Origin of the sequence: Clostridium sp. RTP31139st1_H3_RTP31139_211217 (assembly GCF_040227035.1) — a bacterium.
Taxonomy (GTDB): Bacteria; Bacillota; Clostridia; order Clostridiales; family Clostridiaceae; genus Clostridium; species Clostridium saudiense.
Genome location: NZ_JBCOAB010000002.1, coordinates 93,980 through 110,496, shown reverse-complemented (window position 1 = coordinate 110,496; position 16,517 = coordinate 93,980). Strand labels below are relative to the sequence as shown.

Annotated in this window: 12 protein-coding genes; 1 reads left to right on the top strand and 11 read right to left on the bottom strand. The window is 29.8% G+C overall.

The genetic code is table 11. The features are described from left to right. From thrB to ABUA17_RS01455, 3 genes are all read right to left on the bottom strand, one after another. Positions 1–900, bottom strand: a complete 900-nt coding sequence (gene thrB, locus ABUA17_RS01465; protein WP_042394289.1) for a homoserine kinase — start codon at positions 898–900, stop codon at positions 1–3. Further along, complete coding sequence (gene thrC, locus ABUA17_RS01460; protein WP_055291470.1) at positions 893–2,362, bottom strand: threonine synthase; 1,470 nt, start codon at positions 2,360–2,362, stop codon at positions 893–895. The genes thrB and thrC overlap by 8 nt, the downstream gene beginning before the upstream one ends. Positions 2,363–2,585: 223 nt before the next feature. Next, positions 2,586–5,135, bottom strand: a complete 2,550-nt coding sequence (locus ABUA17_RS01455) for a calcium-translocating P-type ATPase, SERCA-type (RefSeq protein ID WP_055291471.1) — start codon at positions 5,133–5,135, stop codon at positions 2,586–2,588. Between the two features lie 323 nt (positions 5,136–5,458). On the opposite strand from ABUA17_RS01455, the gene ABUA17_RS01450 reads away from it, so the two are divergent. Then, positions 5,459–7,096 (top strand): putative manganese-dependent inorganic diphosphatase, encoded by a 1,638-nt coding sequence (locus ABUA17_RS01450; protein ID WP_042394297.1) that lies wholly within the window; start codon positions 5,459–5,461, stop codon positions 7,094–7,096. 64 nt (positions 7,097–7,160) lie between these two features. Here the strand turns inward: ABUA17_RS01450 and ABUA17_RS01445 are convergent, their stop codons facing one another. The 8 genes from ABUA17_RS01445 to nifJ all read right to left on the bottom strand — a co-directional run bounded on the left by ABUA17_RS01445 (position 7,161) and on the right by nifJ (position 16,364). Then, complete coding sequence (locus tag ABUA17_RS01445; protein WP_074431742.1) at positions 7,161–7,331, bottom strand: YvrJ family protein; 171 nt, start codon at positions 7,329–7,331, stop codon at positions 7,161–7,163. Positions 7,332–7,518: 187 nt separating this feature from the next. Then, a complete protein-coding gene (locus ABUA17_RS01440; RefSeq protein ID WP_042394300.1) occupies positions 7,519–8,178 on the bottom strand; it encodes a YczE/YyaS/YitT family protein in 660 nt (219 codons plus the stop codon). A gap of 29 nt (positions 8,179–8,207) precedes the next feature. Beyond that, entirely contained in the window at positions 8,208–9,005 is a 798-nt protein-coding gene (locus ABUA17_RS01435) for an aminotransferase class IV (protein ID WP_195951361.1), read from the bottom strand. Positions 9,006–9,034: 29 nt separating this feature from the next. After that, complete coding sequence (locus tag ABUA17_RS01430; protein ID WP_042394305.1) at positions 9,035–9,673, bottom strand: HAD-IB family hydrolase; 639 nt, start codon at positions 9,671–9,673, stop codon at positions 9,035–9,037. Between the two features lie 186 nt (positions 9,674–9,859). Beyond that, positions 9,860–11,056 carry a pyridoxal phosphate-dependent aminotransferase gene (locus ABUA17_RS01425; RefSeq protein ID WP_042394308.1) on the bottom strand — a complete coding sequence of 399 codons (1,197 nt, stop codon included), beginning with the start codon at positions 11,054–11,056 and terminating at the stop codon, positions 9,860–9,862. A gap of 13 nt (positions 11,057–11,069) precedes the next feature. After that, complete coding sequence (locus ABUA17_RS01420; RefSeq protein WP_042394309.1) at positions 11,070–11,900, bottom strand: PHP domain-containing protein; 831 nt, start codon at positions 11,898–11,900, stop codon at positions 11,070–11,072. Between the two features lie 352 nt (positions 11,901–12,252). Next, positions 12,253–12,585, bottom strand: a complete 333-nt coding sequence (locus ABUA17_RS01415) for a DUF1292 domain-containing protein (RefSeq protein WP_042394312.1) — start codon at positions 12,583–12,585, stop codon at positions 12,253–12,255. A gap of 260 nt (positions 12,586–12,845) precedes the next feature. Beyond that, positions 12,846–16,364 (bottom strand): pyruvate:ferredoxin (flavodoxin) oxidoreductase, encoded by a 3,519-nt coding sequence (nifJ, locus tag ABUA17_RS01410; RefSeq protein WP_042394317.1) that lies wholly within the window; start codon positions 16,362–16,364, stop codon positions 12,846–12,848. Positions 16,365–16,517 lie beyond the last annotated feature (153 nt).

The window sequence follows — 16,517 nt, the reverse complement described above, 5'->3', positions numbered from 1 at the left end:
TTATTCACCCTTCAAAATTTTTGCCCCATTTTTATCAATCATTAATTCTTTGATATCCCAATTAAAATTATTTTCTTTAATAAACTTTGAAATTTCATTTACAAAACTTAAATCATTTTTATCTACTATTGACATTAAAGTTGGACCTGCACCACTTAAAAAGCATGCAAAAGCTCCTAACTCTATGACCTTATTATAAATCTCATCAAAATTCTCGATAAGTCTGCTTCTATATTGTTCATGAATCCTGTCCTTAGTTGCTTCTCTTAATAAAGAATATTTCCCATTTGAAAATGCAGATATTAATAAGGCAGCCCTTCCTATATTATAAACACAATCTTTAAATGGAATTTCTTTAGGCAATATTGCCCTTGCTTTCTCTGTTAAAAGTTTAACCCTTGGAACTAATGCAATAAACTTAATACCTTCTTTAATTTCTATACAATTATATAATGGCTTATTACTCTCTGTCATTACTGTAGAAACTAGTCCTCCAAAGATAGCTGGACACACATTATCTGGATGACCCTCAATATCAACTGCTAAACTTAATATTTCGTCTTTATTTATCTCTTTTCCCATTAATGCAAAAGCCCCTATTAATCCTGCTACTATACAACTTGAACTAGAACCTAACCCCCTAGATATTGGGATATCCTGTCTTATTATTTTAATCCCTAATCCTTTAAATTTAAAGTTATATTTATCAAAAACTTTTTTAATAGCCATATAAATTATGTTATCTTCATTTTGGAATTCTTCTTCAACACCTTCAAAAAACAATCCATTTTCATCTTTTAGTGAAAATTCATATTCATTATATATGCTTAAGGAGATTCCCAGCGAATCAAAACCTGGCCCCAAATTGGCTGATGTCGCTGGTACTATTACCCTAATCATTTTTACTCTCCTTTAAAAATTCAAGTAAAATATCTTTCATTTTTTCCTTATCACATACATTATTATGAAGAATTTTTTTATTATTTAATCCTACTAGATTCTTAGGAATTTCAATATTAGTATACTCATTTAATAACTTTAATATTTCAAAATCATCTTTGTTACTAACATCTAATTCTAAGGCATTACAAATACTTCTTGGGAATTTATAAGGACTTGCAGTAGATGCTATCAATGCTTGTCTATTATCCCCAGTTTCTTTTCTATACTTATTAAAAACTACATATCCAACTGCAGTATGTGTATCCATAAGGTATTTTTTATTATTATAAACATTCTTAATTGCTTCATACACTTCATCTGTATTTGCATAATTTCCATAAAAATCACTTAAAAATGCTTTACTTTCACTTGAAATTGAATAAACTCCTTTTTCATTCAATTCATCCATAAGCTTTTTAGTTTTTTTAGCATCTCTATTATTTGCTTCAAATATTAATCTTTCCAAATTTGAAGATACTAAAATATCCATTGATGGAGATTCTGTTAATATTAACTCTCTTCTTCTATCATATAGCCCTGTATTTAAGAAATCTGTTAATACATTATTTTCATTAGATGAACATATTAACTTACCTATAGGTAGCCCCATTTTTTTACCATAATAAGCTGCTAATATGTTTCCGAAGTTCCCTGTTGGAACTACTATATTTATTTCATCGCCCTCTTTTATTTTTTGCTTATTGACTAAATCAAAGTAACCATAAAAGTAATACACTATTTGTGGTACTAGCCTTCCAATATTAATTGAATTAGCTGAAGATAATAAAAAGCCCCTATTTTTTAATTCTTCTCTAAATTCAACATCCCCAAATATTTTCTTAACTCCACTTTGCGCGTTATCAAAATTGCCCCTAATTCCGATTACCTTAACGTTATTACCTTCTTGAGTTACCATTTGTTTTTCTTGAATTGCACTTACGCCATTTTCTGGATAGTAAACCACAACTTTAAAACCATCAACATTACTAAATCCCTGTAATGCTGCTTTTCCTGTATCACCTGAAGTTGCAGTTAATATTACTATTTCTTCTTTAATATTATTTAATTTCTTTGCTTTCTTCATTATTTGTGGTAAAAAAAGAAGTGCTGCATCCTTAAAGGCAGATGTTGGTCCATGATACAACTCTAAAAAATCATTTTCTTCTCTTACTGAGAATTTACCATTATAAGCTCTGTCTATAGCCCCTTTTAAATTTTCTTCTCCTATGTCTCCAAAAAATTCTTTTATAACTTCATATGCTAGCTCAATATAAGAAAGCCCCATTTTCTTTTTTAGCCTGTCATATACCTCTGGAAATTCATTTGGAACATATAATCCACCATCATTCGCAATACCCTTTATAATTGCTTCCGAGGATGAAATTGCTCCCTCCTCTCCTCTTGTACTTATAAAATTCATTTTTGCACCCCCTACTTTTTTATTTATGTACTCACCCTTTATTTCCATTTTAAAGCAAGAATTACCATAAGAAAATTTTACCATGTATTCCTATGATGCACAACTGTTTTTTTCTTGTAAACATTTTAATTTTAATATTTTTTTCTTTTAATTTTAAGCTTCTACTTTTGAACAAAAATTTCCTGATTATAAAAACATATAATCAGGAAATTTTTTGCTATTATTATTTTTTAGACTTAATTAATAAATATACACTATTAATTAAGAAAATTACTCCTGAGAAGAATAATACCAATAACCATTGTCCTAAATTTAATGCTACAGTATTAAAAATACTACTCAATAAAGGAATATATAATATACAACATATCATTGATATAGAAACTAATACAGCTCCTAATAAATATATATTACTAAATATATTTATTTCAAATATTGAATGCCTTTCTGATCTACATTCAAATACATGTAAAAGTTGTGACATAACTAATGTACATAATGTAATAGTTCTACAAGTTGCTAAATCCATCCCGTAATATCTTCCTGACATAAATGATAATAAAGTACAAATACCAATTAGACATCCTCTTACTATTATTTTTTCCCAAAGTCCTCTAGCAAAAATACCTTCATTTTTATCTCTAGGTCTTTGTCTCATTATATCTTTATCAGGAGGGTCAACTCCTAACGCAATAGCTGGTAATCCATCTGTAGCTAAATTAACAAATAAAATTTGAATTGGAGTAAGTGGATTTGGTAAATAAAATAATGATGCCAAGAACATTGTTAAAACTTCACCTAAATTACATGATAATAAATATCTTATAAACTTTCTTATATTATCATAAATTACTCTTCCTTCTTCAACTGCTGCAACAATAGTAGCAAAGTTATCATCTATTAATACCATTGCTGCAGCTTCCTTAGTTACATCAGTACCTGATATACCCATAGCAACACCAATATCAGCTTCCTTTATGGCTGGAGCATCATTTACACCATCACCAGTCATAGCAACAATATTATTATTCTTTTTAAATGCTCTAACAATTCTTAACTTATGATTAGGAGATACTCTAGCAAATACCCTTATTTTATTTACCTTTTTAACTAGTTCATCATCAGACATTTTTTCTAATTCATCTCCAGTTATTGCTTGATCATCAGAATTACAAATATTAATACTTTTCGCTATAGCTAAAGCTGTATTTTTATGATCCCCTGTAATCATTATAGGTTGAATTCCTGCCATCTTACATTTTAAAACTGCATCTTTAACTTCTACTCTTGGTGGATCCATGCTACCTGCAACACCTAAAAACACTAAATTACTTTCTACAGATTCACTTTTAACTATATGTTCTTCCTTATATGCAGCTGCTATACATCTTAATGCTCTATTAGACATAGCTTCTATATAGTTATATATTTGCTTTTTCTTTTGAGCTGTTAATGGCTTTATTTTACCGTTTTCTAATACAAAATTACATCTTTCTAATACCCTTTCTGGAGCTCCCTTCATGTAACAAGTTTCTTTTCCGTGCTCATTCATTATAACGGTCATCATCTTTCTTGTAGAATCAAAAGAAATCTCATAAACTCTCTTACTTTTTGTTACAAATTTTTCTAACTCTTTAGGATCTTTATAAAATGCCTTTACCAAAGCTGTTTCTGTAGGATCTCCCATAACAGCCTTTTCAATATCTTTTATTTCGTAATTATAATTTGCATCATTACAATAAATAAATGCCTCTTTTAATTTTTCACAATCATTAAGTTTTTCTTTATCTAATTCATATATTTTACCATTAGCTAATATTTCCTTAACAGTCATTTTATTTTGAGTCAATGTTCCTGTTTTATCTGAACAAATTACAGATGTACATCCTAACGTTTCAACTGCTGGTAATTTTCTAACTAATGCATTTCTCTTTAACATCCTGCTAACACCTAATGCTAAGGCAACAGTAACTATTGCCGCTAATCCTTCTGGTATAGCTGCAACTGCTAATGAAACTCCTAAAAGGAACATTTCTGTTATATCATTTCCCCTTATTATTCCTAAAACAGTAACTATTACGCATACTGCAATACACATTACAACTAGAATTTTACCTAAAGAATCTAATCTTTCTCTTAGAGGTGATTTTTCTTCTTCTATATTATCTAAAAGGTTAGCTATTTTCCCCATTTCTGTCTTCATTCCAATAGCATCTACTATTATTAACCCTCTACCTTTTAGAACTATCGTCCCCATAAATCCTGCATTTTTCCCTTTAACTGTATCCTTTGAAATACCAACTGATTCGCCAGTTAATAATGATTCATCAACTACCATATTGGCTGCATCAATAAATGTTCCATCTGCTGGAATCCTATCACCGGCTTCCAATACAACTAAATCACCTATTGTTAACTCTTTTGAATTAATAACTTTAATATTCCCATCTCTAATTACCTTACAGGTTGGCGCCGCCAACTCTTGAAGCGCTTCTAATGACTTTTCTGTCCTAAACTCCTGAACAAATCCTAATATTGCATTTACAATTACAATAATAAGTATTGTTACTGCATCGGCCTTGTCCCCTATAAATCCTGATATAATAGTTGCACCTATTAATACCCATACTAAGAAATCATTAAATTGAGATAAAAAAATTAAAATCGGTGACTTTTTCTTATTATGTTTAAGTTCATTTAACCCGTAAGTTTTAATTCTTTTTTCTGCTTCTCTAGTACTTAATCCCCTAGTAAATTCTTTTTCCTGTATCACCCTTTTTCCTCCTCTTTAAGAACTCTTGTATATATATATTAATGTTTATGTAATACTATGAATAATTAAGTAAAATTTATACTTTCTATACATAACATTTTTATTTACAAATTCCCCTTGGAAATATAGAATAGTAGTATGCGAAAATATGTAATAAACTGAATTCTTAGCTTAAGATGGAATTTTAACTTCATCTTAAGGTTAGAGTTCGTTATCTAGGGGTATGTACGTTGTTATATTCCACCTGAAAAGGTAGGAGTGTTACAACGGCTAGCCATCAGATAAAATCTTTTATACTTAAATATACTTAGGAGGCGTATTGCATGAAAGATATAATTTATGTAACTGGTCATAAGAATCCAGACTCAGACTCAATATGTGCAGCTTACGCATATGCTGAATTCAAAAACAAAATTGGTGACGTTGAAACTGTTGCTTGCAGACTAGGTAATCCTAATCAAGAAACTCAATATATATTAGATTACTTCAATGCTGAAGCTCCAAGACTTTTAAAAACTGTTAAATTAAAGGTGGAAGACTTACAATTTGATAACATAAGTCCTGTATCTCCTGAAATCTCATTAAAAACAGCTTGGAGTATAATGAGAGATAAAAATATTAAAACTTTACCTGTAGCAGATGAAAATGATCATCTTTTAGGAGTACTAGCAGTATCTAATCTTACATCTTGTTATATGGATATCTGGGATAACAGAATCTTAGCTAAAAGTAATACAACATTAGATAATATTATCGATACTTTATCTGCTAAAGTTTCTTACGTTAATGAAAAAGTAACTCACTTCCCTGGTAAAATAGTTGTTACAGCTATGCAACCTGATACAATGTCTGGTCATATAGACGAAGGTGACATTGCTATAGTTGGTGATAGAGAAGAAGCTCAAGCAGCATTAATAAAACTTAATATTTCATTAATGATTGTAACTGGTGGATATGCTCCATCTGAAAAAATAGTAAGCTTAGCTAAAGAACATGGAGTAACTATAATAGTAACTCAACATGATTCATTTACTGCTTCAAGACTTATAGTTCAAAGTATCCCTGTTGGATATGTTATGGTTAAAGAAAACATAGTTTCTTTCACAACTGATGATTTAGTTGATGATATAAAAGGAATTATGACTGAAACTAGATTTAGAAGCTATCCTGTTTTAGATCAAAACGGAAGAGTTGTTGGTACTGTTTCTAGATACCACTTAATTTCTAACCACAAGAAAAAGGTTATTCAAGTTGACCACAACGAAAGAGGTCAATCTGTTGATGGATTAGAAGATGCAGAAGTTTTAGAAATCATCGACCACCACAGAGTTGCTGATATTCAAACAAACAATCCAATTTACTTTAGAAATGAACCAGTTGGAAGTACATCAACTATAGTTGCTAAATGCTTCTTTGAAAGTGGAATAAGACCTTCAAGAAAAGCTGCAGGACTTTTATGTGGTGCAATAATTTCTGATACATTATTATTCAGAAGTCCAACTTGTACTCCACAAGATCAATATATCTGTAAGAAGCTTGCTGAAATTGCTGATATAAACATTGAAGAATTTGCAAAAGAAATGTTTAAAGCTGGTACTTCATTAAAAGGTAAAACAGTTGAACAAATCTTCAACTCTGACTTCAAGCCATTTACTATCGAAGATACTAAAGTAGGTATAGCTCAAGTTAATACAATGGATATTGAAGGATTCATGCCTTTAAAAGAAGAAATGTTAAACTACATGGATCAAAAAGCTAAAGAAGCTGGATTAGATATGGTTATGTTATTATTAACAGACATATTAAACGAAGGTTCTGAAATACTAGTTACTGGTAATAAACCTGAAATAGTAGAAAAAGCTTTCAATGTTACATTAAAAGATAAGGGTGCATTCCTTCCAGGAGTTCTTTCAAGAAAGAAACAAGTTGTACCACCAATAACTAATGCTATAACATCTTAATTAACATAATTTTATATAGTTTAAATAAGAAATAAGGTGTATCTTAAAAGATACACCTTATTTTTTACTCATTATCAATTACAACACCTAATTTAGTTGAAATTATAGTATTAAGTTTATTTATTGAAAATGTTAATGTAAGTATTTGCTTTTCTAGCCTTATTAGTAAATATGCACTAATAGCTACTGGAAACCCAACATTTGCAATTAAATTAATAAGTTCACTTATCTCCATAAACTCTCCCCCTAAAATTTGATTACACTTAATATATATCCTGAAACTATTATTTTTTTGAAAAGCTTTATTATATTTTATAAAAAGTAAAACTATTCTCCGTGATATGAAGTATTTTTTCATTTATCATATAATATTTTTTCAATATTTATAAATGCTAAAATAGGAGTTTCAATAATCGAAGCTCCTATTTAAAGTTTAAAGTCTCTATTATACTTTTATGTTTTAAATCTGCTATATTTATTTTAAGTACCTTACACCACATTTGTACAAAATACCCTAATCCTAATGCTGTAATTATAGTTCCTAATCCAACACTTCCTCCTAAGATCCATCCTAAAATTAAAGCTCCTATTTCAATACTTCCCCTTACTACCTTAACTGGTTTTTTAGTAATTTTAGTTAATGCTGTCATCAATCCATCTCTTGGTCCACATCCTGATTCACAACTTAAATAAATACAAGTTCCAAGACCTAATAAAAGCATTCCAATTATAAGCATTATTATTCCTATAAATAAATTATGTACAACTGGTATTAATTTACTCATCGTTATTAAATCTATAAATACTCCAATAAAAATTGTATTTAATATAGTTCCTATACCTATTTTTACCCCTAAAAATACACTAGCAATAACAACAACTACTCCCACTACAATATTTGCTTGTCCCATTGTAATAGGAATTACATTGGTTATCCCTTTATGTAATACATCCCATGGTGATAGACCTAAGTTAGCATTTATCATAAATACTATTCCTAATGATGCTAGAAAAAATCCACCCATAAGCTTAAATAAAACAAACAAATACGTATTAACTTCTTTTTTTAAATTTAATTCCATAGCCCCATCCCTCTTTTAATAAAAATGCCTTATCTCTTTCCTTCTAAAAGCTCATTATATGCTTTCATAAGCTTTCTCAAGGTGATATTATTCACATCAAGTTTTATATTATTAACAAATGCTATTGGTAATATCTTAGGAGAAGTGCCCGAAATAAACATTGCATCTAACTTATCAATATCTTCTGACTTTATATCAACTTCTTCAAATTCTATTCCTATTTCTTTAGCAATATCTATTATTTTATCTCTTGTTATTCCCTTTAAAACAGCTTCTGCTTTTGCAGTAATAAGTTTTCCATCTTTAATAGCAAATATATTAGATTTACTACCTTCTGTTATTAATCCATTCCTATCAACTAATATTGCTTCAAAAGTATTTGATTTTTTTATTTCCTCTGTTACTTTTGCTCTAAAATTGTCATTTACTATTTTTGCATTTGGATTTTCTCTTTCTCCATAATAAAGAATAGTTTTTACACCTTCAGTATATAATTCATTACTTGGATAAGAATGCTTTATATAATATATTTTTAAATTCTTTGAAGCAGTATTATAAGTGATTTTAATATTTCCTAATACATTATCATTCTTTTTAATAACCTCATTAACCTTTTTTTCTACATCTTCAGTGTTAAATGGAAATTCCATATTTATAAGTGCAAAAGATCTTTTCATTCTTTCAATATGATCTTTTAAAAACACAGCTTTTCCATTAATCACTCTAAGAACTTCATATATTATACTACCTTTTTCACTATCTTCATTAAATTCATTTACGTCTTCTATTTTTTCATTATTTAAATAAAACTTATTTATAGCTTCCATAAAAATTACACTTCCTTTGAAGATTTATATTACTTCCATTTTAATATTTCAATTTCATGATGCTTCTTATAGTTTATTAAATATGGATTTCCAACTAAATCTAATAATGGCTTATCTGAAAGAGAATCTGAAAACATATATGAGTTTTTAAAGTCTGCTTTAATATTTTTTTCTTTTAAAACTTCATTTAGTCTCTTAACCTTTTCTTCTCCTTTGCAGTTGTTTCCATCCATTTTTCTTACAAATTTTCCACCTTCAAAAGCAAATTTAGTACCTATTATTAAATCTACTTCCTTAATAGCATAAAATTCTTTAATATAAAATTCTGGCGATGCTGATATAAGAATTACCATGTACCCTTCATTTTTTAATTTCTTTATCATATCAACAGCATCTTTATAAAGTATACTACTTAATCTTTCATCATAAAATGATTTTGTAAGTTTTGCTAAGTCCTTTTCATCTATATTATCTATAAACTTTAAGAAACATTCCTTAACTCTTCTTTCATCATATACTTTTATACTATACATAAGCCCTGAATATAAAGCCCTTGGTAAAAATTTTATGTTTTTAATATCCTTAGAAACAAGATATTTAAAAAACTCCATTAGTGTTTCTTTTCTTGTTATTGTATAATCTATATCAAATATCGCTAACTTTTCCACGTTTATCCTCCATCATATATGAAGGGCTGAGCATTTAAACCTGCTACAGCCCCAATTATCTAATTCAACTTTTTTGACAATTATAAATTGTTACACTCATGCCATTTTTTAAAGCAGTGCTAACAACTAACCCACTCTTAGATAATGAATTTTAATCTTCCTTTGAAGTTAAAACTCCACCTAAAGCTAAGAATTCAGCTTATCTACAAATTTTTTAATTCTCATAAGACCTTCTTTGATTGCATCTAAAGAAGTTGCATAAGACACCCTTACATAGTGATCTAATCCAAAGGCCTTACCTGGAATAACTGCTACCTTTTCACATTCTAATAGCATAGCTGAAAAATCCATAGAATCATTTAATATTTGTCCATTAATTTCTTTTCCTAAACACTTTTCTATATTAATCATAATATAAAAGGCACCTTTAGGTTTAATTATACTTAAATTATTGATACCTTCAATTGTATCTACCATATAATTTCTTCTTTTTTCAAATTCGCCAATCATCTCATTTACTTTATCTTGCGGGCCATTCAAAGCCTCAACTGCTGCATACTGAGTTATTGAACAAACATTTGAAGTTACATGACTTTGAATACTTGTCATTAATTTTGCTATCTTTTCACTTGCACCACAATATCCTATTCTCCATCCTGTCATTGCATATGATTTAGATAAACCATTAATAACAATAGTTCTTTCATATGCATCTTGTGAAATACTTGCAATACTTATATGCTTTTCTCCATCATAAATAAGTTTTTCATACATTTCATCAGATACAATTATAAGGTCATGTTCTTTAGCAAAATTTGCAATCACTTTTAATTCATCTGCACTATATATAGTTCCAGTAGGATTATTAGGTGTGTTTAATACAATAGCCTTTGTTTTATCACTAACTACATTTTCTAAGTTTTCCTTAGTAAATTTATAATCTGATTTTTCATCACTTTTTACAAATACAGGCTTTCCATCTGCTAATTTAATAAGCTCTGGATAACTAACCCAATAAGGAGTTGGTACAATTACTTCATCACCAGGATTTAATATAGCTAAAAAAGTATTAGCTAGGCTTTGTTTTGCTCCTGTTGAAACAACTATTTGTGATGGTTTATAAAATAATCCATTATCCTCTTTGAATTTTTTACAAATTGCTTCTCTTAATGGTAATATCCCATTTACACTAGTATACTTAGTATTTCCATCATTCATTGCTTTGATAGCTGCGTCAATTATATTTTTAGGTGTATTAAAATCTGGCTCCCCAGCTCCAAAACTAATAACATCTACTCCATTTTCTTTCATCTCTTTAGCTTTCGCTGTAATTTCTAAAGTTACTGATGGTTCAATTCTTTGTGCTTTTTTTGATAATTCCATTTGTTTGCCCCCACTATCTCTTATTATTAAATTTAATAAATTTCTCTAAACACTCTTCATTTAATCCACAACTGCCAATAGATATACACTCATTACCTACAGGTCTTCCATGATAATCGCTTCCTCCAGTTACACATAGTTTATATTTTTTAGATAAGTTATAAAATTTATTAACATCTCCTTGTGTATGACTAGGATGATATACCTCAACACCTTTTAACCCAAAACATTTCAATTCTTTTAATATATTTTCAACTTCAAGTTTTCTATATATTTGTCCAGGATGTGCTAAAATAGGCACTCCACCAGAATTATTAATCACATCTATGCAATCTCTATAATTTAATCTAAATCCTTTTACATATCCAGGCTTTCCTTGTACTAAAAAACTTCTAAATGCACTTTTATAATTGTCAAAATACCCCTTCTTAACCATGGCATTTGCTATATGACTTCTGCCCACAGTTGAATCATTGTCTACTTCTAAATCTTTTAACTCTAAATTTATATTATATTTTCTTAAATTATATAATATACTTTCAACTCTTTTAATCCTTTGTATATTTAATTCATTAACAAGTGATTTTAAATCATTATTTTCAACATCTATAAAGTATCCAAGTATATGAAGCTCCATATTATTATACTCTGTACTAAGTTCAATTCCTGGAATTATTAATAAATCATCATAATTATTTTTTGTCACATATTGCGATGCTATAGAATCATGATCCGTTATTGAAATACATTTTATATTATTTTTTATTGCCGAATCAATTATCTCCTCTGGTCTTTTCGAACCATCAGAATAACTTGAATGAATATGTAAATCTGCATACTTCATTTTATTCACCTTTTCTCTGTAAGTGAAATTTTATTATATAACATAAAACCACTTTTACTTAGTTTAAGTTACTAAGCACATTGTTATTCCATTATAATCAAAATTCTAATTTTTAATTTAATCAATTAATTTCATAACCTATACTTATTCAATAAATAACCCAGGAAAACTTTTCAATCAACCATTTTCGACTCTTTACTAATTCATTTATAACTCCAAGTAATTTTTTCCATAATAAAAATATATCATCTCCTCATTAAATTGTAAATTGAAAACAATGAATTTAATTATCATTTAATTTATATAATAAAAAAAGATTATGCAATTAAAATTGCATAATCTTTACGAAATATTAGTCTTCAGCTAAAACATTAGTGTAATATTCTGTTACTTTATCAAATTCAGCTTCTTCTGGAACTATAAGTTCTCCTTCTTCAGTTGATCTGAATAAGTAAACTGATTCATCTTCTGGGTTTTGAGCTAATACATATTCATTTTCTTCAAATTCAAATGCATCAACTATTGGGCAAGATAAAACATTTCCGTTATCGTCTTCTAAATCAACAACGAAGTGTTCATGTTCGTGTTCTCCACACCCGCAGTTTTCTCCACATCCGTGGCTATCATGATCGTGGTCGTGTCCGCATCCGCAGCCTTCACCGCATTTATTTAATTCTTTTTCCATTTTACATTCCTCCTTAATAATAAGTTAAACAATTTCTAATTAAAATAAACCAGTAAAAAACTGTATTTTAAATTTTGCTTAACTTAAGTAGTCCTTCTAATTGTACTCTTATTTTTAGTAAAATAAAAGAAAAATCTTCATTTTAATAAAAATTTTATTAATAATTCATATTATTTATTTATATATTCATAATACTAGAATTTTTGTTTTAAAATTACAAAAAGGCAATACATAAATGTATCGCCTTTTAAATTTAAATTTTATTCTTGATTAGCAAGTCTTTTGTAGTTTTCTAATCTTTCCATAGCATCTGCTTGAGTCTTTTCGAATAGAGCTTCTGCAGCTTCTGGGAATGCTTTAGCTAATGAAGCATATCTTACTTCACCCATTAAGAATTCTTTGAAGTCTCCCTTAGGTTCTTTTGAATCTAAAGTAAATGGATTCTTAGTTCCTTTTAATGCTGGGTTATATCTGTATAATGCCCAGTATCCACAATCTACAGCTTTCTTAGCTTCAGCTTGTGAATTTGTCATTCCTGCTTTAATACCATGATTTATACATGGAGCATAAGCTATAATTAATGATGGTCCATCATAAGCTTCTGCTTCTGCTATAGCTTTAAGAACTTGATTCTTATCTGCCCCCATACATACTTGAGCAACATATACATAACCATAGCTCATAGCCATCATTCCTAAATCTTTCTTCTTAGTTCTCTTACCTGAAGCTGCAAATTTAGCAATTGCAGCTGTTGGTGTAGCTTTAGAAGATTGACCACCTGTATTTGAATAAACTTCAGTATCAAATACTAATACATTTACGTTATCTCCTGATGCAAGAACATGGTCAAGTCCACCGTATCCGATGTCATATGCCCAACCATCTCCACCAAAGATCCATTGAGATCTCTTAACGAAGAATTCTTTATCATTTAAAATAGTCTTAGCTATTTCAGAATCACAATTTTCAAGTGCAGTAACTAAAGCATTTGCTCTTTCTCTAGTTCCAGCGCTTTCATCTTTATTATCTAACCAATCTTTTAATACAGCCTTAGTTTCATCTGATAAATCACTTTCTAATGCAACTTTTACATTTTCAGCAACTCTATCTCTTATAGCTTGAACTCCTAAGAACATACCTAATCCATATTCAGCATTATCTTCAAATAATGAATTTGCCCAAGCTGGTCCATGTCCATTATGATTAACTGTATATGGAGTTGCAGGAGCTGATCCTCCCCAAATTGAAGAACATCCTGTAGCATTAGCTACCATCATTCTATCACCAAATAATTGAGTTACAAGCTTAGCATATGGAGTTTCTCCACATCCAGCACAAGCACCTGAGAACTCAAGTAATGGTTGTTCAAATTGGCTTCCCTTTAATGTATTCTTATTCATTGGGTTCTTCTTAGCTGATACCTCTGTTGTTGCATAATCCCAAGCTTCAATTTGATCATGTTGAGTATCTTGTGGTTTCATAACTAAAGCTTTATTCTTAGCTGGACATACTTCAGCACAGTTTCCACAACCAGTACAATCAAGAGGTGTAACACCTATTGAGAACTTATATGGTGTTTCTGTCCTTAATGCTTTAGCATCAGTAGTTTTCATTGCTGCTGGAGCTTTTTCAGCTTCTTCACTAGTTAATAAGAATGGTCTTATTGCAGCATGTGGACATACTACAGCACATTGATTACATTGAATACAATTTTCTGGAACCCATTCAGGAACATTAATTGCAATTCCTCTCTTTTCATATGCAGCTGTACCAGCCATAAATGTACCATCTTCCATACCATGTTTAACAAATGTAGAAACTGGTAATCCAAATCCTTCTTGTCTGTTCATAGGTTCAACTATTTCTTTAATAAATGAAGGAATTTCTTTTGTTGCAGCTACTTCTTCATCTACTGCATTAGCCCATGATGCTGGAACATCTATCTTAACAATAGCATCAACACCTGAATCTATTGCAGCATTGTTCATGTTAACAACTTTTTCACCTTTTTTACCATATGAAGTAACAACAGCTTGTTTTAAATACGCTACTGCTTCATCTACTGGAATAATGTTAGCTAACTTAAAGAATGCAGCTTGCATTATCATATTAATTCTTCCACCTAGTCCAATTTCTTGAGCTATCTTAACAGCATTTAATGTGTAGAATTCTATATTTTTTTCAGCTATAGTTCTCTTCATTTCAGCTGGTAATTTTTCATCTAATTCTTCAGGTGTCCAAATTGTATTTAATAAGAACTTACCATTATTCTTTAATCCATCTAATACGTTGTATTTATAAACGTAAGATTGATTGTGGCATGCTACGAAATCAGCTTTATCTATTAAATATGGTGATTTAATTGGTTTCTTACCAAATCTTAAGTGAGAAACTGTGATACCACCTGATTTCTTAGAGTCATATGAGAAATATCCTTGGGCATACATATCTGTATGATCGCCAATTATCTTTATAGCACTCTTGTTAGCACCAACAGTACCATCTGATCCTAATCCCCAGAACTTACATGCCTTAGTTCCTTCTGGAGTAGCATCAATATCTTCTACTGTTTCTAATGATGTATTAGTAACATCATCAACTATACTAATTGTAAATCCATTCTTAGGCTCGTCCTTAGAAAGATTTTCATAAACAGCTGCTATATCTGATGGATTTGGATCTTTAGAACCTAATCCATATCTACCACCAACTATTAAAGGAGCATTTTCTTTACCAGCAAATGCACTTACTACGTCTAAGTATAAAGGTTCACCAATTGATCCCGGTTCTTTAGTTCTATCTAATACTGCAATTTTCTTTACTGTATCTGGAATTGCAGCTAATAATTTTTCTATTGAGAATGGTCTATAAAGTCTAACCTTTACAACCCCAACTTTTTCTCCTCTTGCATTTAAGTAATCTACTGTTTCTTCAGCAACGTCTGTTCCTGAACCCATTGCAATAATTATTCTATCTGCATCTGGTGCTCCATAATAATCAAAACAATGATATTCTCTTCCTGTTAATTTAGTAATTTCAGCCATATAACTTTCAACTACTTCTGGGATATCATCGTAAAATCTATTTACAGCTTCTCTTGTTTGGAAATATATATCTGGATTTTGAGCTGTACCTCTAGTTACTGGATGATCCGGATTTAAAGCACTCGCTCTAAATTCTTTAACAGCATCCCAATCAACTAACTTAGCTAATTCATCATATTCTAAAACTTCTATTTTTTGAATTTCATGAGATGTTCTAAATCCATCAAAGAAGTTCATAAATGGAATTCTAGTCTTTATTGCAGCTAAGTGTGCAACAGCTGATAAATCCATAACCTCTTGAACTGAACCTTCAGCTAGCATAGCAAAACCAGTTTGTCTAGCTGCCATAACATCTTGATGATCTCCAAAAATATTTAATGAAGATGTAGCTAATGCTCTAGCTGATACATGTATAACCCCTGGAAGTCTTTCTCCAGCTATTTTGTACATATTAGGAATCATTAATAATAAACCTTGTGAAGCTGTATATGTAGTTGTATAAGCTCCAGCTTGTAATGATCCATGAACAGCACCTGCTGCTCCCCCTTCTGATTGCATTTCCATAACTTTTACTGGTTGTCCAAAAATATTTTTTCTACCTTGTGCAACCCATTCATCAACGTGTTCTGCCATTGGTGATGATGGAGTGATTGGATAAATAGCAGTTACTTCTGTAAACGCATATGACACGTGTGCAGCAGCAGTGTTACCATCCATAGTTTTCATTTTTCTCATCTCGTCTACCTCGCTTCCCATTTTCAAAAAAATTTAAGCATATAAATCATGATATCTTTTAAATATCATTGTTGCTTGCAATTATTAATACATTCTAAGCTTAATAGATAAAATCTAACCTCTGCTTTTTATCCTTCGTTTCCACTTTGTGAA

Excerpts from the sequence above, each read along its gene's own strand:
- ABUA17_RS01445 (WP_074431742.1), bottom strand. The coding sequence starts at position 7,331 with ATGGAGATAAGTGAACTTATTAATTTAATTGCAAATGTTGGGTTTCCA.
- thrB (WP_042394289.1), bottom strand. The coding sequence starts at position 900 with ATGATTAGGGTAATAGTACCAGCGACATCAGCCAATTTGGGGCCAGGT.
- ABUA17_RS01450 (WP_042394297.1), top strand. The coding sequence starts at position 5,459 with ATGAAAGATATAATTTATGTAACTGGTCATAAGAATCCAGACTCAGAC.
- ABUA17_RS01425 (WP_042394308.1), bottom strand. The coding sequence starts at position 11,056 with ATGGAATTATCAAAAAAAGCACAAAGAATTGAACCATCAGTAACTTTA.
- ABUA17_RS01420 (WP_042394309.1), bottom strand. The coding sequence starts at position 11,900 with ATGAAGTATGCAGATTTACATATTCATTCAAGTTATTCTGATGGTTCG.
- ABUA17_RS01440 (WP_042394300.1), bottom strand. The coding sequence starts at position 8,178 with ATGGAATTAAATTTAAAAAAAGAAGTTAATACGTATTTGTTTGTTTTA.
- nifJ (WP_042394317.1), bottom strand. The coding sequence starts at position 16,364 with ATGAGAAAAATGAAAACTATGGATGGTAACACTGCTGCTGCACACGTG.
- ABUA17_RS01435 (WP_195951361.1), bottom strand. The coding sequence starts at position 9,005 with ATGGAAGCTATAAATAAGTTTTATTTAAATAATGAAAAAATAGAAGAC.
- thrC (WP_055291470.1), bottom strand. The coding sequence starts at position 2,362 with ATGAATTTTATAAGTACAAGAGGAGAGGAGGGAGCAATTTCATCCTCG.
- ABUA17_RS01415 (WP_042394312.1), bottom strand. The coding sequence starts at position 12,585 with ATGGAAAAAGAATTAAATAAATGCGGTGAAGGCTGCGGATGCGGACAC.